This is a genomic window from Nocardioides dilutus (assembly GCF_054779555.1).
Map to the genome: position 1 here is coordinate 720806 of NZ_BAAGYA010000001.1, position 26467 is coordinate 747272.

26 protein-coding genes and 1 tRNA gene are annotated in these 26467 nt (G+C 72.0%); 12 read left to right on the forward strand and 15 right to left on the reverse strand.

What is annotated here, in order from left to right; translation table 11 throughout:
• Positions 1-115 precede the first annotated feature (115 nt).
• Positions 116-322, forward strand: coding sequence for a hypothetical protein (locus ACYVC6_RS03530; RefSeq protein ID WP_460711018.1), 207 nt, complete (start codon positions 116-118; stop codon positions 320-322).
• 61 nt (positions 323-383) lie between these two features.
• On the opposite strand, the gene ACYVC6_RS03535 is transcribed toward ACYVC6_RS03530, so the two are convergent.
• Positions 384-2000, reverse strand: a complete 1617-nt coding sequence (locus tag ACYVC6_RS03535) for a helicase HerA-like domain-containing protein (protein WP_460711020.1) — start codon at positions 1998-2000, stop codon at positions 384-386.
• Positions 2001-2038: 38 nt separating this feature from the next.
• On the opposite strand from ACYVC6_RS03535, the gene ACYVC6_RS03540 reads away from it, so the two are divergent.
• Positions 2039-2332, forward strand: coding sequence for a type II toxin-antitoxin system VapB family antitoxin (locus tag ACYVC6_RS03540; RefSeq protein WP_460711022.1), 294 nt, complete (start codon positions 2039-2041; stop codon positions 2330-2332).
• Positions 2333-2338: 6 nt separating this feature from the next.
• Positions 2339-2848, forward strand: a complete 510-nt coding sequence (locus ACYVC6_RS03545) for a LytR C-terminal domain-containing protein (RefSeq protein WP_460711024.1) — start codon at positions 2339-2341, stop codon at positions 2846-2848.
• A gap of 6 nt (positions 2849-2854) precedes the next feature.
• Here ACYVC6_RS03545 and ACYVC6_RS03550 read toward each other — a convergent pair whose 3' ends face one another.
• Both ACYVC6_RS03550 and ACYVC6_RS03555 read right to left on the reverse strand, forming a co-directional pair.
• On the reverse strand, positions 2855-4375 hold the full coding sequence (locus ACYVC6_RS03550) for a potassium/proton antiporter (protein WP_460711026.1): 1521 nt from the start codon (positions 4373-4375) through the stop codon (positions 2855-2857).
• 65 nt (positions 4376-4440) lie between these two features.
• Positions 4441-5091 carry a hemerythrin domain-containing protein gene (locus ACYVC6_RS03555; RefSeq protein WP_460711028.1) on the reverse strand — a complete coding sequence of 217 codons (651 nt, stop codon included), beginning with the start codon at positions 5089-5091 and terminating at the stop codon, positions 4441-4443.
• Positions 5092-5187: 96 nt separating this feature from the next.
• Here ACYVC6_RS03555 and ACYVC6_RS03560 point away from each other — a divergent pair, with 96 nt between their 5' ends.
• The 7 genes from ACYVC6_RS03560 to ACYVC6_RS03590 all read left to right on the forward strand — a co-directional run bounded on the left by ACYVC6_RS03560 (position 5188) and on the right by ACYVC6_RS03590 (position 12418).
• Entirely contained in the window at positions 5188-6654 is a 1467-nt protein-coding gene (locus tag ACYVC6_RS03560) for an FAD-binding protein (RefSeq protein ID WP_460711030.1), read from the forward strand.
• A complete protein-coding gene (locus tag ACYVC6_RS03565; protein ID WP_460711032.1) occupies positions 6651-7835 on the forward strand; it encodes a pyridoxal phosphate-dependent aminotransferase in 1185 nt (394 codons plus the stop codon). The genes ACYVC6_RS03560 and ACYVC6_RS03565 overlap by 4 nt, the downstream gene beginning before the upstream one ends.
• A 65-nt stretch (positions 7836-7900) precedes the next feature.
• On the forward strand, positions 7901-8377 hold the full coding sequence (locus ACYVC6_RS03570; protein ID WP_460711034.1) for a hypothetical protein: 477 nt from the start codon (positions 7901-7903) through the stop codon (positions 8375-8377).
• Positions 8374-9744, forward strand: coding sequence for a hypothetical protein (locus ACYVC6_RS03575; protein ID WP_460711036.1), 1371 nt, complete (start codon positions 8374-8376; stop codon positions 9742-9744). The genes ACYVC6_RS03570 and ACYVC6_RS03575 overlap by 4 nt, the downstream gene beginning before the upstream one ends.
• A gap of 36 nt (positions 9745-9780) precedes the next feature.
• On the forward strand, positions 9781-10161 hold the full coding sequence (locus ACYVC6_RS03580) for a hypothetical protein (protein WP_460711038.1): 381 nt from the start codon (positions 9781-9783) through the stop codon (positions 10159-10161).
• 5 nt (positions 10162-10166) lie between these two features.
• Positions 10167-11108, forward strand: a complete 942-nt coding sequence (locus ACYVC6_RS03585) for a hypothetical protein (protein ID WP_460711040.1) — start codon at positions 10167-10169, stop codon at positions 11106-11108.
• A complete protein-coding gene (locus ACYVC6_RS03590) occupies positions 11105-12418 on the forward strand; it encodes a hypothetical protein (protein WP_460711042.1) in 1314 nt (437 codons plus the stop codon). The genes ACYVC6_RS03585 and ACYVC6_RS03590 overlap by 4 nt, the downstream gene beginning before the upstream one ends.
• On the opposite strand, the gene ACYVC6_RS03595 is transcribed toward ACYVC6_RS03590, so the two are convergent.
• Together ACYVC6_RS03595 and ACYVC6_RS03600 are read right to left on the reverse strand one after the other, a co-directional pair.
• On the reverse strand, positions 12415-13797 hold the full coding sequence (locus ACYVC6_RS03595; protein WP_460711044.1) for a vWA domain-containing protein: 1383 nt from the start codon (positions 13795-13797) through the stop codon (positions 12415-12417). The two genes, ACYVC6_RS03590 and ACYVC6_RS03595, sit on opposite strands and share 4 nt — an antisense overlap.
• Positions 13798-14664: an AAA family ATPase gene (locus ACYVC6_RS03600; protein ID WP_460711046.1), complete on the reverse strand. Its 867-nt coding sequence runs from the start codon at positions 14662-14664 to the stop codon at positions 13798-13800.
• A gap of 110 nt (positions 14665-14774) precedes the next feature.
• On the opposite strand from ACYVC6_RS03600, the gene ACYVC6_RS03605 reads away from it, so the two are divergent.
• Positions 14775-15095, forward strand: coding sequence for a hypothetical protein (locus tag ACYVC6_RS03605; RefSeq protein WP_460711048.1), 321 nt, complete (start codon positions 14775-14777; stop codon positions 15093-15095).
• 18 nt (positions 15096-15113) lie between these two features.
• Here the strand turns inward: ACYVC6_RS03605 and ACYVC6_RS03610 are convergent, their stop codons facing one another.
• Positions 15114-15875, reverse strand: a complete 762-nt coding sequence (locus ACYVC6_RS03610; protein WP_460711050.1) for a crotonase/enoyl-CoA hydratase family protein — start codon at positions 15873-15875, stop codon at positions 15114-15116.
• 121 nt (positions 15876-15996) lie between these two features.
• Here ACYVC6_RS03610 and ACYVC6_RS03615 point away from each other — a divergent pair, with 121 nt between their 5' ends.
• Entirely contained in the window at positions 15997-16296 is a 300-nt protein-coding gene (locus ACYVC6_RS03615; protein WP_460711052.1) for a hypothetical protein, read from the forward strand.
• A 37-nt stretch (positions 16297-16333) separates the two neighbouring features.
• Here the strand turns inward: ACYVC6_RS03615 and ACYVC6_RS03620 are convergent, their stop codons facing one another.
• From ACYVC6_RS03620 to ACYVC6_RS03660, 9 genes are all read right to left on the reverse strand, one after another.
• Entirely contained in the window at positions 16334-17611 is a 1278-nt protein-coding gene (locus tag ACYVC6_RS03620) for a nucleoside hydrolase (protein WP_460711054.1), read from the reverse strand.
• A gap of 233 nt (positions 17612-17844) precedes the next feature.
• Positions 17845-19254: an AAA family ATPase gene (locus ACYVC6_RS03625; RefSeq protein WP_460711056.1), complete on the reverse strand. Its 1410-nt coding sequence runs from the start codon at positions 19252-19254 to the stop codon at positions 17845-17847.
• A 134-nt stretch (positions 19255-19388) separates the two neighbouring features.
• Positions 19389-19478, reverse strand: a tRNA-Ser gene (locus ACYVC6_RS03630).
• Positions 19479-19502: 24 nt separating this feature from the next.
• Positions 19503-20105 carry a TIGR03086 family metal-binding protein gene (locus ACYVC6_RS03635; RefSeq protein WP_460711058.1) on the reverse strand — a complete coding sequence of 201 codons (603 nt, stop codon included), beginning with the start codon at positions 20103-20105 and terminating at the stop codon, positions 19503-19505.
• 118 nt (positions 20106-20223) lie between these two features.
• Positions 20224-21450 (reverse strand): alpha-hydroxy acid oxidase, encoded by a 1227-nt coding sequence (locus tag ACYVC6_RS03640; RefSeq protein WP_460711060.1) that lies wholly within the window; start codon positions 21448-21450, stop codon positions 20224-20226.
• Positions 21451-21458: 8 nt separating this feature from the next.
• Positions 21459-22838 carry a rhamnulokinase gene (locus ACYVC6_RS03645; protein ID WP_460711062.1) on the reverse strand — a complete coding sequence of 460 codons (1380 nt, stop codon included), beginning with the start codon at positions 22836-22838 and terminating at the stop codon, positions 21459-21461.
• Between the two features lie 7 nt (positions 22839-22845).
• Entirely contained in the window at positions 22846-24885 is a 2040-nt protein-coding gene (locus ACYVC6_RS03650) for a bifunctional aldolase/short-chain dehydrogenase (RefSeq protein WP_460711064.1), read from the reverse strand.
• Between the two features lie 6 nt (positions 24886-24891).
• The gene (gene rhaI / locus ACYVC6_RS03655) at positions 24892-26055 is read right to left on the reverse strand and encodes an L-rhamnose isomerase (RefSeq protein ID WP_460711066.1); all 1164 of its coding nucleotides are present in this window, start codon (positions 26053-26055) and stop codon (positions 24892-24894) included.
• Between the two features lie 39 nt (positions 26056-26094).
• Entirely contained in the window at positions 26095-26439 is a 345-nt protein-coding gene (locus ACYVC6_RS03660; RefSeq protein ID WP_460711068.1) for an L-rhamnose mutarotase, read from the reverse strand.
• Between the last annotated feature and the right edge of the window lie 28 nt (positions 26440-26467).

The window sequence follows — 26467 nt, forward strand, 5'->3', positions numbered from 1 at the left end:
CCTGGTCGTAACCCCGCGTCAACCTCGCGGCGAAGTTGCCGGTCCAGGATTCAACCACCCACCACACGCGGGCGTTCCCCACCCGGGACGCCGGCCCGAACCCATGGAGGACGAGATGGCCGATCCCACCTCGCTCGACGCGGAGCAGCAGAGCCTGGAGGTCGAGATCGACCTCGAGCAGGAGCGGCTGCGCACGCTGCGCAACAACATCCGGTCACGCCACTCGCTCGCCCTGCACGAGCTGATGAGCGAGCGCGAGGACCTGCACGGGGTGCACCCGCTGGCCGACCAGATCGCGGAGTCCCTCCGCTGGTCCGCCTGACCCGGTCCACGTGACCCGGTCGACGTGACCCACCGCTGACGCGTGCCGCTCGGGCGGCCGGTCAGCGGCGGCCGGTGCCGAACATGCCGCGGGCGATCTCGGCGGCCGCGGTCCGCATGAACTGCTTGAACGCGCCGGACTTCACGACCTGCTCGACGACGCCGTCCTCCTGCTTGGTGCGTCGGCGCGACGAGCCGGTCGAGCCTGCCGGCGGCTTGCTCGAGGACTTCGAGTCCGTCTTGGCACGCTCCGCGGCCTCCGCGGCGGCCTGCTTCTCCGCGGCCGCCTTGGCCGCGCCCTCCTCGAGCTTCTTGGCCAGCAGCTCGCGCGCGGACTCGCGGTCGACCACCGCGGCGTACTTCGCTAATCGTGGACTGGCGGCGACGGTGGCCTGCATGGCCTCCGCGGCGGTCGGCGCCATCAGCGACTCCGGTGCGCGGAGCCGAGTCCAGGCGACCGGTGTGGGCGCGCCCCGCTCGCCCATCACGGTGATGACCGCCTCGCCGATGCCCAGGGTCGTGATGACCTCGCCGAGGTCCTCGTAGGCCGCGTTGGGATAGGTGTTGACGGTCGCCTTGAGCGCCTTCGCGTCGTTCGGGGTGTGCGCGCGCAGCGCGTGCTGGACCCGGGATCCGAGCTGGGCGAGCACCTCGTCGGGCACGTCGGTCGGGCTCTGGGTCACGAAGAAGACGCCGACGCCCTTGGACCGGATCAGGCGCACCGTCTGGGCGATCTGCTCGAGGAAGTCCTTGGACGCGTCGCGGAACAGCAGGTGGGCCTCGTCGAAGAAGAAGACGAGCTTGGGCCGGTCGATGTCGCCGACCTCGGGCAGGTCGTTGAACAGGTCGGCCAGCAGCCACATCAGGAACGTCGAGAACACGGCCGGCCGGTCGGCGAGGTCGGGCAGCTCGACCAGGGAGATGAGGCCCTTGCCCTCCGGCGTGGTCTGGAGCAGGTCGGCGGACCCGAACTCGGGCTCGCCGAAGAAGGCGTCGGCGCCCTGGTCGGAGAAGTTGACCAGCTCGCGCAGGATCACGCCCGCCGTGGCCGCCGACAGGCCACCGAGCGCCTTGAGCTCCGGCTTGCCCTCGTCGCTGGTGAGGTGGCTGACCACGGCGCGCAGGTCGGCCAGGTCGAGCAGGGGGAGGCCGGCCTGGTCGGCGTAGTGGAACACCAGGCCCAGGCTCGACTCCTGGGTCGCGTTGAGGCCGAGGACCTTCGACAGCAGGATCGGGCCGAACGACGACATGGTGACCCGCAGCGGGATGCCGACCCCCTGGCCGCCGAGGGCGTAGAACTCGACCGGGAAACCGGTGGCCGTCCACGTCTGGCCCACGGACCGGGTGCGTTGGGTGATCTTGTCGCTGGGCTCGCCGGGCGTGGCGAGCCCGGACAGGTCGCCCTTGACGTCGGCGGCGAAGACGGGGACGCCGTTGGCGCTCAGCTGCTCGGCCAGCAGCTGCAGCGTCTTCGTCTTGCCGGTGCCCGTCGCGCCGGCGACCAGCCCGTGGCGGTTGAGCATCGCCAACGGGATCCGGATGCGGGTGTCGCTCAGGGTCTCGGCGTCGAGCATCAGTCCACCGAGCTCCAGCGAGGTCTCCGTGAAGGCGTAGCCGGGTGCGACGGCCGCGACGATGGGGTGGTCGGCGTGAGCAGCTGGCTCGGCGGTCTCCGTCATGGCCGGAGCCTATGCGGGCCGCAGTTATGCTCGCGGGCGTGATCTTCAAGCGCGTGGGGGAGGGCCGTCCCTACCCGGAGCACGGACTCACCGCCACGGGATGGGCCGCAGTCGCACCGCGTCAGGTGCGCCTCGACGAGCTCGTCACGACAAAGGACACCCTGCAGCTCGTGGCGTTGCTGGACGAGGACTCCACCTTCTACGGCGACCTGTTCGCGCACGTCGTCGAATGGCGCGGCGAGTACTACCTCGAGGACGGCCTGCACCGGGCCCTGCGCGCCGCGCTCCAGCAGCGCAACGTCCTGCACGCCCGGGTCCACAAGGTCGCGTAGGTCTCCATGAACCTGGTCCCGAGCATGAAGTCGGCGCTGACCCTGGTCGTGCTGGCGCTGCTGCTCGTCCTCGGCGTGAGCTGGGGGTTCGCACAGGTGACCAAGCCGTTCCCGGGCAAGGTCGATGCGCCGATCTGCGTGGACACGAGCTTCCCGGCCGGCGAGCGGATCTATCCGCAGGACGTCACGGTCAGTGTGCTCAACGCGAGCAAGCGCGAAGGGCTGGCGGGCCGCACGATGGCCGAGCTCGTCTCCGACGGGTTCGCCGAGGGACAGACCCGCAACGCCCCCGACAAGACCCGGGTCGCCCGGGTGGAGATCTGGACGACCGATGCGGACAACCCGGCCGTCCTGCTGGTGCGCTCGCGGCTGGGGCAGGCCGAGGTCCTGGAGAAGGCCGACCCGGGCGCGGCGGGCATCGTCGTGGTCGTGGGCGACGAGTTCGAGGAGACCTTCGAGGGCCGGCCCTCGATCGTCACCGACGTCGACATCGTGGTCTGCGGCCCGGCGCTGTAGCCGTCGTCAGGACCCACCCTTGGCCCGGGGGTCGCCCAGCCACTGCGCGAGGCGGCCGTGTGCGCTGACCTGGCGCAGCCGCTCCTCGGTGGCCTCCCTCAGCCGGCGTGGCGTCACCACGAGCAGGTCGTCGCCGCTCTTGAGAACCGTGCGTCGCTCCGGCACCAGTGTCTGTCCCTGCCGGATCACCATGGTCACGGAGGATCCCGGCGGCAGCCGCAGCTCGCCGACCTCGACGCCGTGCATCTTCGAGACCGGGCTGATGCTGATCTGCAGGAGGTCGGCCGCGACCCGCTCCAGGGGCGCGGCCTCGATGTCGAGACCCCGCGGCTCCGAGCGCCGGGTCACCTTGAGCACCTTGGCGACGGTGGGCAGCGTCGGCCCGGTCAGCAGGGTGTAGACCACCACCAGGACGAAGACGATGTCGAAGAGCCGCCTCGAGCCGTCCACGCCCTCACTCAAGGGGATCGTGGCGAAGACGATGGGCACCGCCCCGCGCAGCCCGGCCCACGAGAGGAAGGAGAGCTCGCGCCACGACATCCGGTCCACCACTGAGCTGGCCAACACGCACAGCGGTCGGGCCACGAACGTGAGCACCAGCCCCGCGAGGACGGCCGAGCCGACGTGGGCGAGGGTGATCCTGCCCGGGGACAGCAACAGCCCGAGCATCACGAACAGACCGATCTGCGCGAGCCAGGCGGAGCCCTCGGCGAACGACCGGGTCGCTGCCCGGTGCGGGAGCTCCTGGTTGCCCAACGTCAGCGCTGCGACGTAGACCGCGGCGAAGCCGGAGGCGTGCAGGCCCGCCGCGCCGCCGTAGGCGAGGAAGCACAACGTGAGCACGGACAGCGGGTAGAGACCGGACGCGGGGAGGGCCGCCCGGCGCATCACCCAGGCGCCGCCGAAGCCGACGGCCAGACCGATCGCGACACCGGCGACGAGCTCATAGGCGATCAGTGCCGAGGCACCCAGCGGGCCGTGGTCGGTGAACGCGCCCGTGGACACCAGCGTCACCAGCACCACGGTGGGCGCGTCGTTGAGCCCTGACTCGGCCTCGAGGGCACCCTGGAGCCGCTTCGGTAGCGGGACGACGCGGAGCACCGAGAACACGGCGGCCGCATCCGTGGGCGAGGTGACTGCGCCGAGCAGGACGGCGAGCTCCCAGGACATTCCGAGGAGGTAGTGGCCGGCCAGCGTCATGACGCCGACCGAGACGGCGATACCGAGCGTGGCCAAGGCGGCCCCGAGTCGCATCGACGGTCTGACCTCGTGCCACGACGTCGTGAGACCGCCTTCGGAGAGGATGACGATGAGCGCCGCGAAACCCAGGGCGTGCGCGACCTGGGCGTCGTCGAACCTGATGCCGAGCCCATCCTCACCGAGGGCGACACCGATGAGGAGGTAGAGCAGCAGGCTCGGAAGCCCGGCACGCGAGCTGATGCGCACCGCGAGAATGGCAAGCAGGGTGACCGCTGACCCCCACAGCACGAACTGGTCGAGCTGGTGGACGTCGAGGTTCACTGTCACCTCAGCTCGTGCGGGTGGCGGGATCTCACCCTACCGAGCGCGAGGCCGGCGGCCGCCGTCGCGGGTCAATGGGAGCCGGATGTCGCCCAGACGGGCGCGACCTCCTTGCGGTAGCGGCGTCCGAACAGCAGCGGGAGCAGCGCGGCCACGGGCGCGGGCACCTCGGCCCTGAGCGCCGTCATCTCCTCGGGTCCGGCGCCGTCCTGGACCCAGGCGAAGAAGGTGCCGGCGACGCCGATCGGCTGCTTGCTGAACTTCTTGCCCATCTCCTTGATCGCCGGGTGGTCGTGGTGGTCGGCGTAGAGCGGCTCGCTGACCCGCTCCTCGGCGTCGAGGTGGGCGACCGTCACCTCCTCGAGCTTGGCCATCGAGGACGCGGCGGCGTCGGCGTCGGCCCGGGAGGCGGACGAGGCGAGCCGGCCCATCTTGTCGCGGCTCTCGGCCAGCGCCGCGGCCATCGCGTCGTGCTCGTCGTCGAACTGGTCGATGGCCTCCTGCGTGATCCCGACGGCCAGCAGGGCCGGCCAGGCGATCTCGTGCTCGCCCTCGTGGTGGTGGGTCAGCTGCTGGTCGAAGTTCTCCCAGGCCCGGTGGAGCGCGCCCGCCCTGGCCCGGTCGCCGTCCTGGAAGGAGTCCAGAGCCGCCCGGAACCGCTTGAGGTCACGGCGCACGGCGCAGTGGATGACCTTGTTCATGCTCATGCTCGGAGTCGCCATGGCGGCACCGTATTCACGTGCGCCCCCGAACGGAATGGCTGGACCGGGTGGTCCAGGGGATCGCCCAGAAGTGGAACGTGTTCTAGATTTGCCGACATGGCCTCAGGCACCGACCTTCCCGACGTCCGATCCGCCGCGGACCTGCCGGCCGACGCGCCGGCGTACGACGTGGTGGTGGTCGGCTTCGGCATCGCCGGTGGCTGTGCGGCGCTGGAGGCGGCGCGCAGCGGGGCCCGGGTGCTTCTGCTGGAGCGCGCCGCGGTGCACGGCGGCACCTCGAGCATGTCCGGCGGCCACTTCTACCTCGGCGGTGGGACCGCCGTGCAGAAGGCGACCGGCCACGACGACGACGTCGAGGAGATGGTCAAGTACCTCACCGCGACCGCCAAGGAGCCGGAGCCGGACAAGATCCGGGCCTACTGCGAGGGTGCCGCCGAGCACCTGGACTGGCTCGAGGACCTCGGCTTCGAGTTCGAGCGGTCCTACTACCCGGAGAAGGCCGTCATCCAGCCCGGCACCCAGGGGCTGATGTTCACCGGCAACGAGAAGGTCTGGCCCTACCGCGACCAAGCGGTGCCGGCGCCGCGCGGCCACAAGGTGCCGGTGCCCGGCGACACCGAGGGCACCCGGGTGGTCATGGACCTGCTGCGGGGCAAGGTCGAGGAGGCCGGCGTCGAGGTCCGCTACGAGACCGGCGCCTCACACCTGGTGGTCGACGATTCCGGCGCAGTGGTGGGGGTGGCCTGGCGCTCGTTCGAGGAGACCGGCTACCTCCGCGCAGGCGCGGTGGTGCTGGCGGCGGGCGGGTTCGTCATGAACCCCGACATGGTCGCCGCCCACACCCCGGCCCTGGGTTCCAAGCTCTTCACGCTGGGCTCGACGTACGACGACGGGCTGGGCATCCGGCTCGGTGCCTCCGTCGGCGCCGAGCTCAAGCACATGGACGAACCGTTCATCACCGCGCCGTTCTACCCGCCCTCCGTGCTGGTCAAGGGCATCGTGGTCAACAAGCTCGGCGAGCGGTTCGTGGCCGAGGACAGCTATCACGCGCGGACGTCCTACTACACGATGAAGCAGCCCGACCAGGCCGCCTACCTCATCGTCGACAGCGAGCACATCGAGCACCCGACGATGCCGCTGTGCCCGTTCATCGACGGCTGGGAGACGGTCGCCGAGATGGAGGAGGGCCTCGGCCTGCCCACCGGCTCGCTGGCCAAGACCCTGGACCGCTACAACGAGTACGCCGCGAAGGGTGAGGACCCGGACTTCCACAAGCACCCGGACTGGCTGGCGCCGCAGGACACCGGTCCCTGGGGCGCCTACGACCTCACGCTCGGCAAGGCGCTCTACGCCGGCTTCACCCTCGGCGGCATCCGGGTCACCGTCGACGGCCAGGCGCAGCGGCCCGACGGCTCGGTCATCCGCGGGCTGTATGCCGCCGGGGCGTGCGCCAGCAACCTCGCCCAGGACGGCGCCGGCTACTGCTCGGGCACCCAGCTCGGCGAGGGCTCGTTCTTCGGGCGCAGATCCGGAAGGCACGCTGCTCTAGCCTCGAGATCGTGAACAACCGCTGGCACGTGGCCTCCCGCGCCAACGTGCCGCCGTTCCACGTCATGGACCTGCTGGCGGCCTCGGCCGAACGGCAACGCACCCACGGCGACCTGGTCAACCTGCTCGCGGGCCAGCCGATGACCGGCGCTCCCGCACCGGTCAACGCCGAGGCGGTCCGGCTGCTGCAGAGTGGCGACCCGCTCGGCTACACCCCGGCGGTCGGGATCCGCGAGCTCCGCGAGGCCATCGCCGGACACCACCGCCGCGCGCACGGCATCGAGGTCGACGCCGACGACGTCGTGGTCACGACCGGGAGCAGCGGCGGTTTCCTGCTCGCCTTCCTGGCGGCGTTCGAGGTGGGCGACCGGGTCGCGATGGCCCGGCCCGGCTACCCCTGCTACCGCAACGTGCTGACCGCCCTCGGCATCGAGGTGGTGGAGGTCCCGACCGGCCCGGAGACCAGGTTCCAGCCGACCGTCGAGCAGGTCGCCGCGCTGCACGAGGCGCAGCCGCTGCACGGGCTGGTGGTGGCGAGCCCGGCCAACCCGACGGGCACCATGCTGCTGCCCACCGAGCTGTGGGCGCTCGCGACCTGGTGCGAGGACAACCAGGTGCAGCTCGTCTCGGACGAGATCTACCACGGCATCGAGTACGCGCCACTCGACGGCGGCGACAAGCTCGCCCGCAGCGCCTGGGAGACCAGCCGCGAGGCCGTCGTCTTCGCCAGCTTCAGCAAGTACTTCTCGATGACCGGCTGGCGGATCGGCTGGATGCTGGTGCCCGACCGGCTGCGCCGGGCCGTCGACGTGCTCACTGGCAACTTCACGATCTGTCCGCCGGTGATCGCCCAGCGCGCGTGTCTCGCGGCGTTCGACCCGGCGTCCTACGACGAGCTGGACGGGCACGTGAAGCGGTACGCCGGCAACCGCCGCCTCCTGCTCGACGCCCTGCCCGAGCTGGGCATCACCGGCCTCGCGCCCGCCGACGGCGCGTTCTACGTCTACGCCGACGTCGGCCACCTGACCGACGACACGATGCCGTGGGCTCACGACCTCCTGGCCCGCACCGGCGTGGCCGTGGCCCCGGGCGTCGACTTCGACACCGAGGCCGGCCACCGGTTCGTCAGGTTCAGCTTCGCTGGTCCCGAGTCCGACATCGAGGAAGGACTGGCCCGGCTGTCCACAGTCCTCTAGGCCGTCGTTTCGCCGGGCCGTCGCGCGGGCATCCGGTTCCCCGAACGAGTTCTCGGGAGGACCACATGTACGGCGACACCGAAGCGATCCGGGCGCTGGCCCGCGGCCTGCGCCGGCAGGGCGACGACATCCGCTGGGAGGCCGAGACGCTGCTCGCCCGCGCGGAGGCGGTGCCGTGGCAGGGCGTGGCCGCCGACGCCATGCGCTGTCTGGCCCGCCACCGGGTCGGTCAGCTGCAACGGACCGCACGGCTCCACGACGACGCCGCCTCGGCACTCGACGACCACGCGGCGGCGGTCGACCGGGTCAAGCGGCTGATCGCCCTGATCGAGGAGCGGGTGATGGCGTTGGTCGCGGCCGCCCGGGACCGGATCGCCGGCGTGCTCGGCCTCGTCGGGGGGCTGGTCGATCCGCTCGACGACCTGCTGGACCGGTTCGTGCCGCCGCCGTCGGGCCACAAGGACTGGCTGACCGTCGACCTCCCGGGCCTTGATCTGCCCAGCCTTGATCTGCCAGGCCTGGACCTGAGAGCTGCGGCATGACCGACGACCCGGCGGTCATCCTCCAGGTCAGCGGTGGCTCCCACGGCCTCGAGGCGTCCTACGCCGCGATGCGGGGGCTCGCCGACACCTACGACTCAGCCGGTGACCGGCTGCGCGCGATGGCCCGCACCGGTGGTCGCACCCTGGTCGACGACGACCTCCTGGAGTCCTCGATCCTCTCGCCGGGCACAGCGATCCTGGCCGAGGCCGCCGTGGTCGCGGCGACGACCGGGCCCGACGGGCTCCTAGTCGAGTGCACGGCCTGGGAGGCCGACGCAGTCGCCATCCGCGGCTCGGTCGCCTTCTTCGAAAGCGCCGACGACGCCCGGCACGACGCGTTCGAGGTCATCGACTACCTCCTCGGCCGCCAGCTCGGGATGGCGCTGGCGCTCGGTGCGCCGGCCCTGGTCGCGGGTCTCCCCATCGCGGTAGCGATGGGTGGCGAGGGTCTGGTCGACGGGCTCGAGGACCTGGTGACGGACAACCCGCTGCTCGTCCAGCACGTCGTCAACGGCGGCGGCGGCCTGCTCGCCGGCTTCACCGGCGGTCTGCTGCCGACGTTCACCACCAACCAGGCCGCGGACGTGCTGGAAGACCTCTACCCCGACGGCGACCCGGTGGTGGAGCTCCTCGAGACGACCTCGGGTCACCAGCCGTCCAGCGTCGAGGACCTGCTCGACCACCTTGCCGAGATCGCCGCACTGTCCCAGGGCGCCGACTCGGCCGCCAACGGCACGATCGAGGTCCAGACGGTGACCACGGTCGGCGGCCAGGTCGTGCACATCGTCAACCTGCCCGGCACCGACGACCTGCTGACCCTGCCCACCACCGCCGACGACGACGTCCGCGACCTGGGCACCAACCTCGGCCTGATCGCGGGTGAGGTCGACGACTACCAGCAGGGCATCCTGCAGGCGATGGCGGAGGCGGGCATCGGGGCGGACGAGCCGGTCCTGATCGTCGGGCACTCACAAGGCGGCATGGAGGCTGTCGCGATCGCCGCGGGTGACAGCGGCTACACGGTCACCGACGTGGTGACCGCGGGGTCCCCGACGGCCCAGGTCGGCGGCTACCCGGCAGGCCTCAACGTGCTCTCGATCGAGCAGCACGGCGACCTCGTGCCGCAGCTCGACGGGGAGCCCAACCCGCCGTCGGTCGAGCAGACCACGGTGGTCGTGGACGCCGAGCCGGGGCCCGGGATCGAGGCCCACCACGACTACGACGTCTACGTCGAGGGCGGCGCCGCGGTCGACGCCTCCACGCATCCCTCGGTGGTGACCAGCGTGGGCAGCCTCCACGAGCACGGGTTCCTGGGCTCGGGCGGCCAGGTCACCAGCCAGGTCTTCCAGATCACCCGGGCGCCGTAACATCTGCTCGCAGCAGGCTCGGGAAGAAGGCGCGGGATGTACGGCGAGAGCGACGTGGTGCGCAAGCACGCCGCCCGGCTGCGCGAGCAGGGTGACGACATCCGCGCCCTGGCCGACCAGCTCGTCGCCCGGTCCGAGACGCTGCACTGGAGTGGGCGGGCCGCGGACGCGATGCGTGAGCGAGCCCGTGAGCGTGCCGCCCAGCTGCGGGACGCAGCCGCACGCCACGAGACCGCGGCCGACTCCCTCGAGGCACACAGCGCGGAGGTCGACGTCCGCAAGGAGGCCATCGACGTCACCGAGCGCCGCAGCCGGGCGCTGGTCGCCGACGGTGTCCTGGACGGCTTCGACGGGCCCGCACCCGGCCACAAGGACTGGCTGGGCGTCACGCTGCCCCGCCGTCAGCCGGAGAGCTGAGACCCGTGCCGACCATCGACCTCGGACCGCCCCGGCCCGGTCCGCGCGACCTCCTCGACGGGCTGCCGCGCCGGGTCGGCCTGACCCTCCCCGAGCTGCTTCACGCGGCCCAGGCGGCCGGCGGCGCGCCCCTGCCGTTCGACCTCACCACGCCACCGTCGGGGGGCGACTCGGGGCTCGCGGGCCGGCTCGGTGGTGTGGCCACCGAGGAGGACTCGGCGGCCTACGAGGCTGCGCTGGCCCGGTTGGCGCCCCCGGTCGAGACACTCACCCGGCGCGGGCTCCTCGTCGGCGGCGAGGTCGACCGCGGCCTGCTCGGGGCGGTCGGGCTGTTGGCGACACCGAGGTTCGCGCTCGACCTGGACGTGGTCGCAGGAGGCGTGCAGGCGCGAGCGTGGCACCGCCAGTCGGGTGATGCGGTCGCGTCGCTGTCGACCGCCGACGGGCTGGTGTTCGAGCTGGCGTGGTTCCCGACCTGGGCCTGGGCCGACGAGCTGGGCCGGGTGGCGGTGATCCCCGAGGACCTGCCGCTGGGGGAGTCGCGGGTCCCGGGCTTCGTCGACCTGCCGCACGAGCTGGCGGACGCAGGTGTCGAGGCCGTGCGCTCCCATCGCTCCGACCTGCTGCCGGTGCTGGCCGCGCAGCATCGCGGCCGGGTCACCGACGAGACCGGCGACCTGCTCACCGACATCGAGGTCGGCACGGTGCTGACCGCGCTCGCGGGCGAGCCGCAGGGCCGGCTACGGGCGCTGGTGGCCGATGTCTCGGGGGCAGCGGCGACCACGGTCGGGGTGGTCGCGTGGACCCTGGTCGGCGACGGCTGGCGCGCGGTCCGCCCACACACCGTCGACGGCCGTCTCCACGTCGAGGTCCACCGGGTCATCCCCGAGGACCTCGCGACCGACCTCGCACCGGTCCTCGCTGCCGTCAGGACGCCCGGGACATGAGAGAGACCTATGACCGGCTCCTCGCCCTCGCCGACTCCTTCGACTCGGCCGGTGCCGAGCTGCGCGCCAGGGCCGGGTTGGGCGCCGAGGTGCTGCGCGACCCGGCGGTCACCGAGACCGCTGAGCTGGCGCCCGCGACGTACGCCCGGGCCGAGGAGGCCGTCCGCGCGGCGACCACCGGCAAGCACGGCCTGCTGACCCGCTCCCTCGAGCTCGACGCGGACGCCCTGGTGGTGCGGGCGACGGTGGTGACCTACCAGTGGATCGACGGCCTGCGCACGATCGCGTCGGCCACCCTCGGCTCCATCGCCGGGCGTGCGGTGGGCTATCTCGCGCCCGCCGTCGAGCTCGGTGGGGCGGTGGTGAGCGCCGGCCTCGTCGAGACCGGCGCGCTCGACCGCGACGAGGTCGCGGCCTACCTGTCCGAGCTCGCCGCCGGACACCCCGAGCTCCTCGACCACGTCACCACCGGCGGCGGGCTGCTGGACGGCCTCCAGTTGCGTGCCCTCCTGACCGCCGGGTTGCTGTCCGGAGAGCCCGGCCGCCGCGCAGCGGCTGGGGGGTTGCGGGCGATCGGGGTCACGCCGATGCGTGACGACGCCGCGGCCGCGGTGCGTGACGTGGCCGGCGCGCTCGTCGACCCCGCCGACCCCACCACAGGCCCAGCGGACACCACGCCCGGCGACGTCACCTCGGCGCCGTTCGCCACCCCTCGCTCGCTGGCCGACCTGATGTCGGCGGTGCTCCTGGCCGGTGAGCTCGTGCTGGTGCAGCGCACCGCGCCGAGCCGCTACCTGGTGCTGCTGGGCTCGCCCGCGGCACCTGAGGCCACGGCCGGCGGCCCACACCTGGTCGGGGCCGACCTGGCCGCCTACCGCCTGGGTGCGGTGCGCACGATCGAGGCCGCCCTCGACGGCGACGACGACGCCCGGGTGCTCCTGGTGGGCATCGGCCACGGCGGCGTCCTGGCCGCCGAGCTGGCCGCGGCCCCGCCGTCGGGCGCGTTCACGGTCGACGCCGTGGTCACCGCCGGAGCACCCTCCGCGCACGTGCCGCGGATCCCCGACTCGGTCCGGGTGCTGTCGCTGGAGGACCGCGACGACCCGGTCGCCCTGCTCGGGTCCCTGCTCAACGCGGGGGCCGCCAACCGCACCGACGTGGTTTTCGACACCACCGGTGCCGCGCCCGGCGAGGCCTACCTGGCCGGGGCGCGCGCCGCCGACGAGGCGGTGGCCGACCACCCCGACCTCGCGGCCGAGCTCGACCGGTTGCGCGCCTGGGGCTACCTCGCGCCTGGAGACTCGACCTAGACGAGGTCGTGCACGAACTCCCCGAGCTGGGTGAGGTTGCGGCACTCGACCATCGGCACGATCTCGCCGTACCTCCCGGCGACCGAGTCGCCGGTGTCCCAGTGGCGGCGGTGCTCGGGGTTGAGCCACCACGAGTGCCGGGCGGCGCCGGCCATCGTCTGCAGCCGGTCGAGGGCGAGGTCGCTGTAGTTGGACCGGGCGTCGCCGAGGATGAGCAGCGAGGACTTGGGGCCCAGCGCGTCCGCGTGCTCCTCGGTGAACTTGGTGAACGCCCGGCCGTAGTTGGTGCGCCCCCAGAGCGCCGCGTGGGCGGTCGAGGCCGCCAGGTCGCTCATCACGTCGGCGACGTCGGCGCCCGGCCGGAAGTGGTGGGTGACCTCGTGGACGTGGTCGATGAACGTGAACGCGCGGACCTTTTGGAACTGGTCGCGCAGCGCGAACACCAGCAGCAGCGTGAACTGGGCGAAGCTGGCCACCGAGCCGCTCACGTCGCAGAGCACGACGAGCTCGGTGCGGTGCGGGCGTTTGGGTCGGTGGTGGGTGACCAGGGGTACGCCGCCGGTCGACATCGAGGCCCGGACGGTACGCCGGAAGTCGAGCGGGCCGCGGCGGCGGGCGTGGTGCTCCTTGGTCAGCCGGGTCGCGAGCCGGCGGGCCAGCGGGTAGATCTCGCGGCGCATCTCCTCCAGGTCGGCCTTGCGGGCCGTGGTGAAGTCGAGCCGGTCGATGCTGGGCTTCACCGCCACGTTGGCCACGTGGTCGGGTCCCTTCTCCTCAGCGATCCGGCGCCGGGCGTCGGCCTCCACCTGGCGGGTGAACGCGCCGACCCGCCGTCCGGCCACGCGCGCCGCCTCCTCCTCGGTCCTTCCCTCGGCCAGCAGCGCCGCCACGATCTTGTCGACCAGGTGGCTGGGGGCGACTCGCTGCAGCGCGGTGTAGGCCGACCAGCTCGACAGCCCCGGCCCTCGGCCCGGCATCGCGCCGAACCGCCCGACCATCTCGACGGCGAGCCGCGCCAGCTGCTCCTCGTCGCCGGCGGCGAGCGCCTCGAGCAACTGCTCGCGGAACTCGGCGAGCGCCTCGGCGTTGTCGCGCACCGGACCGGCGTCGTCGCCGCCCCCCGTCTCCGACCCCTGCACACCCTCACCGACGAGCGCCGGGAAGTAGACGTCGAACAGCGTGTCGAAGGTCGGCCGCTGGACCTGCTTCTTGACCAGCGTGGCGGCGTAGGCGTCGCGCACGGTGGCTCGGTGGTCCCACGGCAGTGCCGACAGTGCCGCGACCGCGTCGAGATCCTCGGCGAGCGACACCGAGAGGCCCGCGCCGCGCAGCGCCTCGAGGAAGGCGATGTGCCGGTCGACCAGCCCGCTGGTGCTCATCTACTTGCGCAGCCGCAGCTCGCGGACCGCCCGGTCCTGGTCGGAGGAGTGCTTGAGGACGACCCCGAGGGTGTCGTCGACCGCCTTGTCGTCGAGGTCGTGGATCTCCAGCGCGATGAGGGTCCGCGCCCAGTCGACGGACTCCGCGATCGACGGCGCCTTCTTGAGCTCGAGCTCGCGGAGCCGGCCGATGGTGGCGACCAGCTGCTCGGCGACCTTGGCCTCGAGCTCGGGCACCTGCGACAGCACGATCTGGCGCTCCCGCTCGGCGTCGGGGTAGTCGAGGTGGAGGTAGAGACAGCGCCGCTTGAGGGCCTCGGACAGCTCGCGGCTCGCGTTGGAGGTGAGCACGACGAGCGGGCGGCGTACGGCGGCGACGGTGCCCAGCTCGGGGATCGTGACCTGGAAGTCCGAGAGCACCTCGAGCAGCAGGCCCTCGACCTCGACGTCGGTCTTGTCGACCTCGTCGATCAGCAGGACGGTGGGTTCCTCGCGGCTGATGGCGGTCAGCAGCGGCCGGGTGAGCAGGAACTCCTCGCTGAAGATGTCGTCGTGCGTCTCCGACCAGGTCTGGTCGTCACCCTGCGAGCTCTGGATGCGCAGCAGCTGCTTCTTGTAGTTCCACTCATACAGCGCCCGGGCCTCGTCGAGGCCCTCATAGCACTGGAGGCGGACCAGGTCGGCGCCGGTCGCCCGCGCCACCGCCTTGGCCAGCTCGGTCTTGCCGACTCCGGCGGGTCCCTCGACGAGGAGGGGCTTCTCGAGCGCGCCGGCGAGGTAGGCCGTCGTCGCGGTGGCGGGGTCGGCCAGGTAGCCCACCTCGCCCAGCCGCGTCCCGGCGTCGTCGGGTGAGGCGAACCACGTCATGGGCTCATCCTCGCAGCCACCCGTCGCCGTACCCCTGTGGGCTCGTCCTCGTTGGACTCCATGAGGCCCTCCGTCGAGGGCGATCCACACACCCACGGGGAGCTCAACAGATGATCCGCCAGCCGAGCCGACGCGCGGTCCTGGCGGTGCGCGCGGTCAAGATGGCCGCGACCACTGCTCTGGCGGGGACCGCCATCGCGCTCACCCTCGGCGGCGCCATCGCCAACCCTGCCGGTGACCGCCCGAGCTCCACCGATGCCTCCGCCCGGCTGGCCGAGCGGGCCGGCACCGACTCGCGCTGCGCCGGTGCATCGGGCAAGACGATCGTGCGGACCCCGCGGGGCGAGACCAAGGCGGTGTCGTTCGAGCGGGGCTGGAGGATCTTCCGGGGCGAGCGCCCCGGCACCCTCGTCGTCGTCTGTCCTGACTGATCCCCGCAATGGCCGGACTCAGGTCCCGTGGCGTCCGGCCCCGGACGCGAACCGAGCCGCACCCTCGAGCGCCCCGGAGCTCAGCGACCGCATCCCGTGCTCGAGCTCGGCCCGCAGGGCCTCCTGCTCGGCCAGGCCCTCCTGCTCGAGCACCGAGAGCCGGTCGTTGCGCAGGCAGTCCTGGGGCAGCGCCGCCAGCTCGTGGGCCAGCGCTTCGGCGGCCTGCCGGGCCTGCCCGCTGGGCACGACCCGGTCGACGAGTCCCATGGTGTGCGCCTCGGCGGCGCCGACCGCCCGACCCGTGAGGATCAGGTCGAGGGCGCGCCCGGTGCCGACCAGCCGCGGCAGCCGCACGGTGCCGCCGTCGATGAGCGGCACCCCCCACCGACGGCAGAAGACACCGAGCGTGGCGTCCTGCGCGGCCACCCGAAGGTCGCACCAGATCGCCAGCTCGATCCCGCCGGCGACGGCGTAGCCCTCGATCGCCGCGATCACCGGCTTGCCGAGCCGCATCCGAGTGGGGCCCATCGGGCCGTCGCCCTCGCCCACCGGCCGCACCTGGTTGCCGGACGGCGTACCGATCGCCTTGAGGTCCGCGCCGGCGCAGAACGTTCCCCCCGCACCGGTGAGCACGGCGACGTACGCCGCCGGGTCGGCGTCGAAGGCCCGGAAGGCGTCGGCCAGGGCTTCGGCAGTGGGGCCGTCGACGGCATTGCGAGCCTCCGGGCGGTCGATGACCACCGTCGTGACTGGGCCGTCGGTCTCGATGCGCACGTTCATGAGGCCCGAATCTTCCACAGCCGGACCGTCCTGGCGTCCTGGGAGAAATGTCCGAACGGAGGAAGGCATCCTCGACGAGCGCTGGTCACACTTGATCCGACGACTCATGGGGAGGTACGTCATGCGACACCGCACCGTGGACCAGTGGCGTGACCTGGTCGTGCGCCAGCTCGCCAGGGTCAGCCTGCTCGTCGTGCTCGCCGTTCTCGGTGCCCTCTTCGTGGGCGGCGCGGCGACCAGCCAGGCGGCGTCGGACCGGGCGGCGGAGTCGTCGGTGCTCTCCGGCGACCGGATCCGTCCGGCCGGGCTGGTGCTCGGCGCCGCGGTGATCGGTGGCGGGCTCGTGGTGCTGGTGATCGGCGCCTTCCGGCCGCCGCGCAGCAGCGAGCGCGGTGAGTACGCCGACCTCACCGGCACCTGACCGGTCGGTCACCGCGCCCGGCACGAGCAGACGGTGCTCACTCGACGTCGATGGTGCCGGCGACGAGCGGGATGGGTGCCTCGGAGGCGCAGACCACCGCCACCTGTGGTGAGGCCACGTCTACGAACATGGTGAATCCGGCCTGCACCGGAGTCGCCCGGTCCACTCCGGGCACCGGCTCCTGGCTGTCGGGGTGTGCCTCGAGCCACGCAATTATCTTCTCGATGGTCAGCTCACCGGTCAGGCCCACCACGGCCCCGGTCCAGGCAGGGTCTGTCGACTCGAACGTGAACCGCATGCGTCCGCTGGGCACCGACGCCGGACCGTCGTAGCCGCACGCGCTCCCGTCGAAGCGGATCGTCGCATCTCCGACCGGAACCGGCGGTCGGGCGAGGGCAGCATCCGGCTCGACCTGGTCGAGGGTGCGCAGGAGCAGCTCCTCGAAGGCGGAGGGGCGCGGTCGGCCGACGAGCGTCACCGCGGCCCCGTCGTCGCGGCGGACCGTCCTGCCGTTGTCCTGCCCCGGCGCGGTGATGACGCTGACAGTCGCCTCCTCCGCGTCGACCAGCCCGGGGTCCACCACGACGGCGGCCGCCAGCGGATCCCAGAAGTAGGCCTCGCCGCTGTAGACCTGCGGGTTGTTGCGGATTAGTTGGTCCACGAGCTTCGCGGCCGCCGTGTGGGTGTTCGCGCCGAGCAGCTCGACGAAGTCACCGGTGATCGGGAGCTGGTCGGTGGCGTCGAGGCCCACCAGCACGATCGGTGCCCCCGAGGCGAGCACCTCCGCCGCAGCGGTGGGGTCGACGTACATGTTCCACTCGGCGTTGGACGTCCCGATGCTGTCACCGGACACGTTGCCGGGGACGTCGACGGCACCGCCCATCACGACGATCGACGCCACCTCCTCGGCCAGGCCGGGGTCGGCGCGGAAGGTCTCAGCGACGTTGGTCAGCGGGCCGAGGGTGAGCAGGGTGACCCGTCCCTCGGCCAGGGTGGCCTGGAGCAAGTCGACGGCGGTGCGATCGGTGGCCGGCGCCGTCGCCGCCGACAGGTCCAGGCCCCAGCCACTGTCGGCCAGGTCACGCCACTCCGCTGGGAACTCATGGTCTCCGGCCAGCGGTGTCGAGCCCCCGCACGCCACCGGGGTGTCATCGTCGCCGGTGACGGCGAGCAGGCTGCGGATCACCTTCAGGCCCTGCGGACAGCGGACCTCTCCGGTGCCCGACACCGTCACTGCCCGGACGTCGGCCTCTGTCGACGAGAGCAGGAACGCCAACGCGACCAGGTCGTCGACCGCCAGGTCCGTGTCGACCACAACCGGCATCCCGGCACCGGATGTGCTGTTCGGAGAGCTCCCCGTGGACACGTCGCCGGCGTCACCGCAGGCCGTAGCCAGTGAGATCGTCAACAACGCCGCGCACAAGAGCCGCCACCGCGTGGCCATGAGGACCACCCTTCGCAGTCCCTACCGACGATGCCCGCGCGCGGCCGGTCCCGCCAGGGCCCTTGGTCGTGACTCCGTGGGGACCTGGGTCTTCGGCATCCGCACTACAGGTCGGAGGCAATGGAGTGCTCGCCGGACCCGAGCAACGCACGCGTCAGCGCCGCCGAGTCGGACTGCAGCTCCGCTGTCGCGGCGGCCAGGTCATCGTCACCGGGCTCGCGGCCATCCATGGCGGCGTGCAGCACGGCTCGACGGACGAGCTCCTTGGCGTAGGAGGCCGTGGTGCCGACCGAGTCCCGGGCGGCCCGGGCCACGGCGTCCGGCGAGAACGCCACCTTGGCGCCGTACAGATCGATCAGCGCGCGTCGAGCGGGCTCGTCCGGCAGGGGGATCTCCACCGCGAGGTCCACGCGCCCGGGTCGCTGCGCGAGCGCCTTCTCCAGCGCTTCGGCGCGGTTCGTGGTCAGCAGGAAGACCACGTCGGCGTCCGGGTCGAGTCCGTCCATCGCGTCCAGGAGCGTGAAGAGCAGGGGAGAGGGACCTCCGCCGTAGTGGTGGTGGTCGCGGTCCTCCGCGATCAGATCGCAGTCCTCGATCACGACGATGGCCGGCTGATGCGCTCGGGCGATCTGGGCGGCCGCGGCCACGTGCGCCATCTGGGTGCCGCTCAGCAACACGACGGTGGCCTCCGGTGCTGCACTCAACAGGTGGCGCACCGTGTGCGTCTTGCCGGTGCCCGGCGGGCCGTAGAGCAGGATGCCCCGCTTGAGGTGCTGGCCCTTCTCACGCAGGCGCCCGCGGTGCTCGGCGAGGCCGACGACGTGAGCGCGTACCTGCTGCAGCGTGCCCTCGGGCAGCACGACCTGGCTGGCCGGTAGGTCCGGGCGGTGGTGGAAGCTCAGGTCGGACATCGATCGCTCGTAGGGATTCCCGCTGAAGCTGATGACCTGGCGGCGGAGCACGCTGTGCCGCATCGCCTCTTCGCGCAGCTCAGCGAGGAACGTCGCGCATGCGTCCGGATCGGTCGCCAGCACCTCCAGTCGGGATTCGGACCCGTACTGCGGGCTGCCGACCCGCTGGAGCACGACGAGCGGCGAGCCGTCGTGGTCGAACAAGTGCAGACCGAAGGAGACCGTGGCCCGCTCGGAGTCGGGCCCGGTGGCCACGTTGAGGCGGTCGACCTGCCCACTGCGGAACCGGCCCCACTCGGCCTGGGACATCAGGTCGCCCAAGGAGCTGTGGTGCCGCTGGTCGCCACCTCCCACTCCCACGAGCGTGGCCTCCGGGTCGCGCGCGACGATCGAGGCCAGCGCGATGTCCGTGTCGGCCCAGCGGTGCCCCGAGATCGGCTCGACCACCACCGGCAGCTCATCGGCTGCGACTCCGAGGTGCGCGTCCAGGACCGGCATCAGGTCGTTCCCGCGCCTGGCCTCCGGCTCCTCGTGGAGCAGCTGCTTGACCAGCCGCGTCAACGCAGTGCGCAGTTCCTCGTCCTGCTCGTCGCGGGTCGGCACGACGGCGAACCTAGTGGATCGTGGCCGCGGCGACAGCGACCTCGTCGGGCGGGCACGCCGTGACGACAAGCCCCCGAAACACGACTCGGCGGCATCCTCGCAAGTCGCTGACCTGCACGGATGCCGCCGAGGTGTGGCGGTGGCGGTGGGATTTGAACCCACGGTGGGCTTGCACCCACACACGCTTTCGAGGCGTGCTCCTTAGGCCGCTCGGACACGCCACCGCCGGAGAGATTACCGGTTGGGTCTCACGCCGCCGAATTGCTGTCCGACCCCGACGGAGGGCACCAGCGCGGGTCGCGCCCGGTCGCGCCGAGCAGCCGGTCCAGGGCCGGTGCGTCCCAGGGAACGTCGACGGGCGGCCCGTAGAGGGTGCCGTCGGTCGGGGCGTCGAACTGGGCCACGAAGCCCGCGCACGCCTCGACGGCCGCAGGGTCGGCGGCGTAGGGCTGGCCGGTCGCGACCGCGAGGTCCCAGGCGTGCACGGTCACCTCGTCGAGGGCGACGAGGGCGGCAATCGGGCCCGGCATCTCGACCGGGCCCGCCATGGTCAGGTCGTCGTACGCCGTCTTGTCCTTCCAGGCGACGGCGAGCTCGCCGAGCTGGGCGGCGATCCGCGCGCGCCAGCCGTCCTCGAGCCGGGAGCCGTCGGCCGACGGCTGGCCGCCGCCGGGGATCTCTTCCTTGCGGGCGGCCAGCGTGAACGCGAACGCGAGGCCACCGATGTGGTCGCACAGGTCGGCGACGGAGTAGTCGGGACACGGCGTCGGGTCGCCCAGCTGATGGTCACCGACGCCGCGGACCAGTGCCGCCAGCGCGCTCGTCGTCGGGCCGAAGTCGAGAGTGGTCATGGCGGCTCTGACCTACGAAGGCGACCGGACTCATCGGCCGGCCGGCGGATAGTCCCTGACCTTCGGCACAGCCGTTCGGCGTGTCCCCGTGCCGAACGTCTGTGCCGAAGGTCTGGGACTATCGCCGCGGACCGAGGCGACGCAGCTGCACCACGTGCTCGGGGCCGAGTTCGTCGAGGGTGCGGACGCCGAGCAGGCGCATGGTCCGCTCGATCTGGCCCTGGAGGATCTCGATGGTGCGGTCGACGCCGTCCCGGCCGCCGGCCATCAGCCCGTAGAGGTAGGCCCGTCCGATCAGCGTGAAGTGGGCGCCGTGGGCGAGGGCGGCGACGACGTCCTGGCCGGACATGATCCCGGTGTCGAGGTGGACCTCGAGGTCGCTCCCGACCTCCTTCACGACCGACGGCAGCAGGTGGAACGGCACGGGCGCGCGGTCGAGCTGGCGGCCGCCGTGGTTGGACAGCACGATCGCGTCCACCCCCGCGTCGGCGAGGCGGCGGGCGTCGGCGACGTTCTGCACCCCCTTGACCGAGACCTTGCCGGGCCACTGCTCGCGGATCCAGGCGAGGTCTTCATACGTCACCGTCGGGTCGAACATCGTGTCCAGCAGCTCGGCCACCGTCCCCGACCACGAGTCGAGCGAGGCGAACGCCAGTGGCTCGGTGGTGAGGAAGTTGAACCACCAGGCGGGGCGCGGGATCGCGTTGGCCACCGTCCGCGCGGAGAGCCGCGGCGGGATGGTCATCCCGTTGCGTACGTCGCGGAGCCGGGCGCCCGCCACCGGGACGTCGACGGTCACCAGCAAGGTGTCGAACCCGGCCTTGGCCGCGCGGTCGACCAGCGCCATCGACCGGTCGCGGTCCTTCCACATGTAGAGCTGGAACCAGTTCCGCCCGCCCGCCGAAGCAGGCGCCGCGGCGGCCACGTCCTCGATCGAGGTGGTCCCCATCGTCGAGAGCGAGAACGGGATGCCGGCTGCGGTGGCCGCAGTCGCGCCCGCGATCTCACCCTCGGTGTGCATCATCCGGGTGAAGCCGGTCGGGGCGATCCCGAACGGCAGGGCCACCCGCCGGCCCAGCACCTCGCGCGAGGTGTCGACCGTCGAGACGTCGCGCAGGATCGACGGCACGAACTCGACGTCGCCGAACGCCTCACGGGCGCGGGCGAGGGACACCTCGCCGTCGGCGGCGCCGTCGGTGTAGTCGAACGCCGCCTTGGGCGTGCGCCGCTTGGCGACCCGGCGCAGGTCCTCGATCGTCAGTGCCTTCTCGAGCCGCCGACGCTTGGCCGACAGCTCGGGCTTCTTGAACTGCAGCAGCGGCCGCAGGTCGTGCGCCCTAGGCATTTGACGCTTCACCGAGAGGCTCCAGCTTTCGTGGGGAGGTGGTGGACGGGCGGGTGGGTGCGGGCGACGAGCGACCGCAGCGCCTCGAGACTGCCGGACAGAGCATGGTTCGCGCGAGCCTGCACCAGGACGTTGCCCAACGCGGTCGCCTCGACGGGGCCCGCGAGCACGGGCAGCCCCAGCCGGTCGGCGAGCAGCGCGCACAACAGGGTGTTCTGCGCGCCGCCGCCGACCACGTGCACACGCCGCACGTCCCGGCCCGACAGCGAGGCGGCCTGCTCGACCGCGGCGGCGAACCCGTCGGCGAGGCTGGCCACGATGCTGCGGACGACTGCCACCTGCCCCTCGGGCCCGGGCCGGTCGCGCTCCCGGCACCAGTCGGCGATCCGGGCGGGGATGTCGCTGTGGGCGTCGTTGGGCGGGAGGAAGCGCGGGTCCTGGACGTCGAAGACCGGCACCGGCCCGCCGTACGCCGCCGCCCGCGCGAGCCAGGACGTCAGGTCGGTCTCGCCCCAAGCCCGCATCGTCTCGGACAGCAACCAGGTGCCCATCACGTTCGTGAGGAACCTGACCCGCCCGTCGACGCCGCCCTCGTTGGTGAAGTTGGCGAGCCGGCTCGCCTCGCTCAGCACCGGCTCCTCGAGCTCGACGCCCACCAGCCCCCACGTGCCGCAGGAGACGTACGCCGCGTCCGGCTCGGTCATCGGCACCCCCACCACCGCCGACGCGGTGTCGTGGGAGCCCACGGCCACCACCGGTGTGCCATCGCGGGTGCCCACTACCGTGCCCGGTTCGACCAGCTCGCCCAGCTGAGTGCGGTCGAGGCCGACCAGCGCCAGCAGCTCGGGATCCCAGTCGCCGGTGCGCACGTCGAGGAGACCCGTGGTGGAGGCGTTGGTGCGCTCGCACACCGCCTGGCCGGTGAGCCACCACGTCATCAGGTCGGGCACCAGCAGCAGCCGGTCGGCCTCGGCGAGCCGGTTGTCGGCCGCGACCTGGTAGATCGTGTTGAACGGCAGGAACTGCAGGCCCGTGCGGGCGTAGAGGTCCTCCGGCGTCACCTGGCCGTGCACCGCCGCGACGCCGGCCTCGGTGCGCGGGTCGCGGTAGCACCACGGCAGGTCGAGCAGCTCGCCCGCGCGCAGCAGGCCGTAGTCGACGGCCCACGAGTCCACGCCGATGCTCGCCACCGGGCCGGCCGCGCGCAGGCCGGCCAGGCTGTGCTCGAGCAGCCCCGGCAGGTCCCAGTGGAGCCCGTCGGCGTGCTGGACGGGTCCGTTGGGGAAGCGGGCGACCGTCTCGATGGACAGCTCGTCCGGGCCGGCCCGCCCGACGACGACCCGGCCGCTGGAGGCGCCCAGGTCGACCGCGGCGACGGTGACGCTCATGGCACGGTCATCGCAGGAACGCGGCGGCGACGCCGGCGTCCACGGGGACGTGCAGGCCGGTGGTGTGGGTCAGGTCGGGGCCGCAGAGCACGAAGACCGCGTTGGCGATGTGCTCGGGGAGCACCTCGCGCTTGAGGATCGTGCGCTGGGCGTAGAAGGCGCCGAGGTCCTTCTCCTCCACGCCGTAGACGGCGGCGCGGTTGGCGCCCCAGCCACCGGCGAAGATCCCGGAGCCCTGAACGACGCCGTCGGGGTTGACGCCGTTGACCCGGATCCCGTGCTCGCCGAGCTCGGCGGCAAGGAGCCGCACCTGGTGGGCCTGGTCGGCCTTCGCGGCGCCGTAGGCGACGTTGTTGGGACCGGCGAACAGCGAGTTCTTGCTGGAGATGTAGACGACGTCGCCGCCCATCGCCTGCTCGATCATCACCTTCGCCGCGGCCTTGGTGACCAGGAACGACCCCTTGGCCATCACGTCGTGCTGGAGGTCCCAGTCGGCCTCGGTGGTCTCGAGCAGGGACTTCGAGAGCGACAGGCCCGCGTTGTTGACGACCAGGTCGAGGCCGCCGAAGGCCAGCACCGCGGCGTCGACCATCGCCTGGACGGCGTCCTCGCGGGACACGTCCGCCGCGACGCCGACGGCCACGTCGGGACCACCGATCTCAGCGGCCGCGGCGGCGGCCTTCTCGCCGTCGAGGTCCGCGACCACGACACAGGCACCTTCGGCGGCGAGGCGCTTGGCGGTCGCCTTGCCGATGCCCCCGGCCGCACCGGTGACGAGGGCGATCCGGGTCGCCAGCGGCTTGGGCGCAGGCATCCGCTGGAGCTTGGCCTCCTCGAGAGCCCAGTACTCGATCCGGAACTTCTCGGACTCGTCGATCGGGGCGTACGTCGAGACGCCCTCGGCTCCGCGCATCACGTTGATGGCGTTGACGTAGAACTCGCCGGCCACGCGCGCGGTCTGCTTGTCCTTGCCGAAGCTGAACATGCCCACGCCCGGCACCAGCACGATGAGCGGGTCGGCGCCGCGGATGCCAGGGGAGTCCGGGGTGGCGTGCCGGTCGTAGTAGGCCCGGTAGTCCGCCCGGTACGCCGTCGCGAGCTCCTGCAGCCTCGCGACCGACTCCTCGACGGAGGCGGTCGGAGGGAGATCGAGCACCAGCGGCTTGACCTTGGTGCGCAGGAAGTGGTCGGGGCACGAGGTGCCCAGCTCGGCGAGCCGCGGGTGCTCGGCGGCGGCGAGGAAGTCCAGGACGACGTCGGAGTCGGTGAAGTGCCCGACCATCGACCGGTCTGCCGATGCGATGCCGCGGATGGTCGGCGCGAGCGCGGCCGCCCGAGCACGACGGTCGGCGTCCGGCAGTGCGGCGTAGCCGTCGAGCACGGGCCCGAACGGCTCGGCCTTGCTGTGCGCGGCGAGGTAGTCGGCCGCGGCCCCGATGATCCACAGCGAGTTCCGCTCGCAGTCCTCGGAGGTGTCGCCCCAGGCCGTCACCCCGTGGCCGCCGAGGATGCAGCCGACGGCCTGCGGGTTGGCCGCCTTGATCGCGGCGATGTCCAGGCCGAGCTGGAAGCCGGGCCGGCGCCACGGCACCCAGACGACGCGGTCGCCGTAGATCTCCTTCGTCAGGGCCTCACCGTCGGCGGCGGTGGCGATCGCGATGCCGGCGTCGGGGTGCAGGTGGTCGACGTGCGCGGCGTCGACGAGGCCGTGCATGGCGGTGTCGATCGAGGGCGCGGCTCCGCCCTTGCCGTGCAGGCAGTAGTCGAACGCCGCGACCATCTCGTCCTCGCGCTCGAGGCCGGGGTACACGTCGACGAGTGCGCGCATCCGGTCCAGCCGCAGCACGGCCAGACCCGACTCGGTCAGCGTGCCGAGGTCGCCACCGGAGCCCTTGACCCAGAGCAGCTCGACCGGCTCGCCGGTGACCGGGTCGGTCTCGGTGCCCTTGGCGGAGGTGTTGCCCCCGGCGTAGTTGGTGTTCGTCGGGTCGGCGCCCAGTCTGTTCGACCTGGCGATGAGCTCGGTGGGTGTGCCGGTGTAGGTCATGAGGGACTAGTTCCATCCTGCTTGTGAGCCGCCCACGCGGTCGGCTTCGATCTGCTCCTGGTAGCCGCTCTCGCGGTAGGCGCGCATCGGGTCTCCCGGCAGGCCACGCTCCTCGCGCCACGTGGCGAGGTCGGCGCGTACGTCGGTGTAGAAGGCGTCCATCACCAGCGCGTTGGCGCCGAGGACGTCACCGTCGTCCTGGGCCGCGGCGAGCTCGTCGAGGTCGACGAGGAGCGCGCGGGCGGTCATCTCCTGCACGTTGAGAACGGACCGGATCTGCCCGGGGATCTTCTGCTCGACGTTGTGGCACTGGTCGAGCATGAACGCGACCTCGGAGCCCTCCCCGTAGCCGCCGCCCCGGATCACCTCGAACATGATCCGGAACAGCTGGAACGGGTCCGCCGAGCCGACGATGAGGTCGTCGTCGGCGTAGTAGCGGCTGTTGAAGTCGAACGAGCCGAGCTTTCCGAGCCGCAGCAGCTGCATGACGATGAACTCGATGTTGGTGCCCGGCGCGTGGTGGCCGGTGTCGAGGCAGACGACGGCGCGGTCGCCGAGCGCGGCCACCTGGGCGTACGCGGTGCCCCAGTCGGGGACGTCGGTCGCGTAGAACGCCGGCTCGAAGAACTTGTACTCGAGCACCAGCCGCTGCCCTGGGCCGATGCGGTCGTAGATCGTGGCCAGCGACTCGGCGAGCCGGTCCTGACGGCCGCGCAGGTCGCCCTGGCCGGCGTAGTTGGTGCCGTCGGCGAGCCAGATCTTCAGGTCGCGCGACCCGGTCGCGTCCATCACGTCGACGCAGTCGAGGTGATGGTCGATCGCCTTCCGGCGGATCTTGGGGTCGAGGTGGGTGAGGCCGCCGAACTTGTAGTCGTCGTCCTGGAACGTGTTGGAGTTGATCGTCCCGATCGCGACGCCGAGGTCCTCGGCGTAGGAGCGCAGCGCGGCGAAGTCGTCGACCAGGTCCCACGGGATGTGCAGCGCCACCGAGGGGGCCAGGCCGGTCAGCCGGTGCACCATCGCGGCGTCGGCGAGCTTCTCCTGCACCGTGCGGGGCGTGCCCGGGGTGCCGAACACCTTGAACCGGGTGCCGGAGTTGCCGTAGGCCCACGACGGCACCTCGATCGCCTGCCCCTCGAGCAGGTGGCTGATCTGGCTGAACGTCTTCATCTCACTTCTCGCATCGTTGGTCGCATCAGTTGGTCCGCATCAATGGGTAGAGCGTGGGGGGAGCTGGTCCTCGAGGTGGAAGACCTCCTCGAGGACGAGGAAGCCCTGGTCCGGCGGCACGCCGTCGAGCTCCTCGAAGAACTCGGCCATCTCGGCCTGCCACCGGGCGTTGACGTCGGTGGCCGCCATCCCGGCGAGGGCGTCCTCGAGCGAAGGTGTCTCGACGTAGCCGATCAGCAGCCCGTCCTCGCGGAGGAACAGCGAGTAGTTGCGCCACCCGGTGTCGGCGAGGGCCCGCAGCATCTCGGGCCACACCGCCGCGTGCCTCCGTCGGTACTCGTCGATCCGATCCCGCTTGACCTGGAGCTGGAAGCACACGCGCATCTCTGTCTCCCTGCTCTGGGTGGTGGTG

Bases quoted from the DNA above. Each gene is read 5' to 3' on its own strand.
- ACYVC6_RS03530 (WP_460711018.1), top strand. From the start codon at position 116: ATGGCCGATCCCACCTCGCTCGACGCGGAGCAGCAGAGCCTGGAGGTC.
- ACYVC6_RS03535 (WP_460711020.1), bottom strand. From the start codon at position 2,000: ATGACGGAGACCGCCGAGCCAGCTGCTCACGCCGACCACCCCATCGTC.
- ACYVC6_RS03545 (WP_460711024.1), top strand. From the start codon at position 2,339: ATGAACCTGGTCCCGAGCATGAAGTCGGCGCTGACCCTGGTCGTGCTG.
- ACYVC6_RS03555 (WP_460711028.1), bottom strand. From the start codon at position 5,091: ATGGCGACTCCGAGCATGAGCATGAACAAGGTCATCCACTGCGCCGTG.
- ACYVC6_RS03560 (WP_460711030.1), top strand. From the start codon at position 5,188: ATGGCCTCAGGCACCGACCTTCCCGACGTCCGATCCGCCGCGGACCTG.
- ACYVC6_RS03570 (WP_460711034.1), top strand. From the start codon at position 7,901: ATGTACGGCGACACCGAAGCGATCCGGGCGCTGGCCCGCGGCCTGCGC.
- ACYVC6_RS03575 (WP_460711036.1), top strand. From the start codon at position 8,374: ATGACCGACGACCCGGCGGTCATCCTCCAGGTCAGCGGTGGCTCCCAC.
- ACYVC6_RS03580 (WP_460711038.1), top strand. From the start codon at position 9,781: ATGTACGGCGAGAGCGACGTGGTGCGCAAGCACGCCGCCCGGCTGCGC.
- ACYVC6_RS03590 (WP_460711042.1), top strand. From the start codon at position 11,105: ATGAGAGAGACCTATGACCGGCTCCTCGCCCTCGCCGACTCCTTCGAC.
- ACYVC6_RS03595 (WP_460711044.1), bottom strand. From the start codon at position 13,797: ATGAGCACCAGCGGGCTGGTCGACCGGCACATCGCCTTCCTCGAGGCG.
- ACYVC6_RS03600 (WP_460711046.1), bottom strand. From the start codon at position 14,664: ATGACGTGGTTCGCCTCACCCGACGACGCCGGGACGCGGCTGGGCGAG.
- ACYVC6_RS03605 (WP_460711048.1), top strand. From the start codon at position 14,775: ATGATCCGCCAGCCGAGCCGACGCGCGGTCCTGGCGGTGCGCGCGGTC.
- ACYVC6_RS03610 (WP_460711050.1), bottom strand. From the start codon at position 15,875: ATGAACGTGCGCATCGAGACCGACGGCCCAGTCACGACGGTGGTCATC.
- ACYVC6_RS03615 (WP_460711052.1), top strand. From the start codon at position 15,997: ATGCGACACCGCACCGTGGACCAGTGGCGTGACCTGGTCGTGCGCCAG.
- ACYVC6_RS03635 (WP_460711058.1), bottom strand. From the start codon at position 20,105: ATGACCACTCTCGACTTCGGCCCGACGACGAGCGCGCTGGCGGCACTG.
- ACYVC6_RS03640 (WP_460711060.1), bottom strand. From the start codon at position 21,450: ATGCCTAGGGCGCACGACCTGCGGCCGCTGCTGCAGTTCAAGAAGCCC.
- ACYVC6_RS03645 (WP_460711062.1), bottom strand. From the start codon at position 22,838: ATGAGCGTCACCGTCGCCGCGGTCGACCTGGGCGCCTCCAGCGGCCGG.
- ACYVC6_RS03650 (WP_460711064.1), bottom strand. From the start codon at position 24,885: ATGACCTACACCGGCACACCCACCGAGCTCATCGCCAGGTCGAACAGA.
- rhaI (WP_460711066.1), bottom strand. From the start codon at position 26,055: ATGAAGACGTTCAGCCAGATCAGCCACCTGCTCGAGGGGCAGGCGATC.
- ACYVC6_RS03660 (WP_460711068.1), bottom strand. From the start codon at position 26,439: ATGCGCGTGTGCTTCCAGCTCCAGGTCAAGCGGGATCGGATCGACGAG.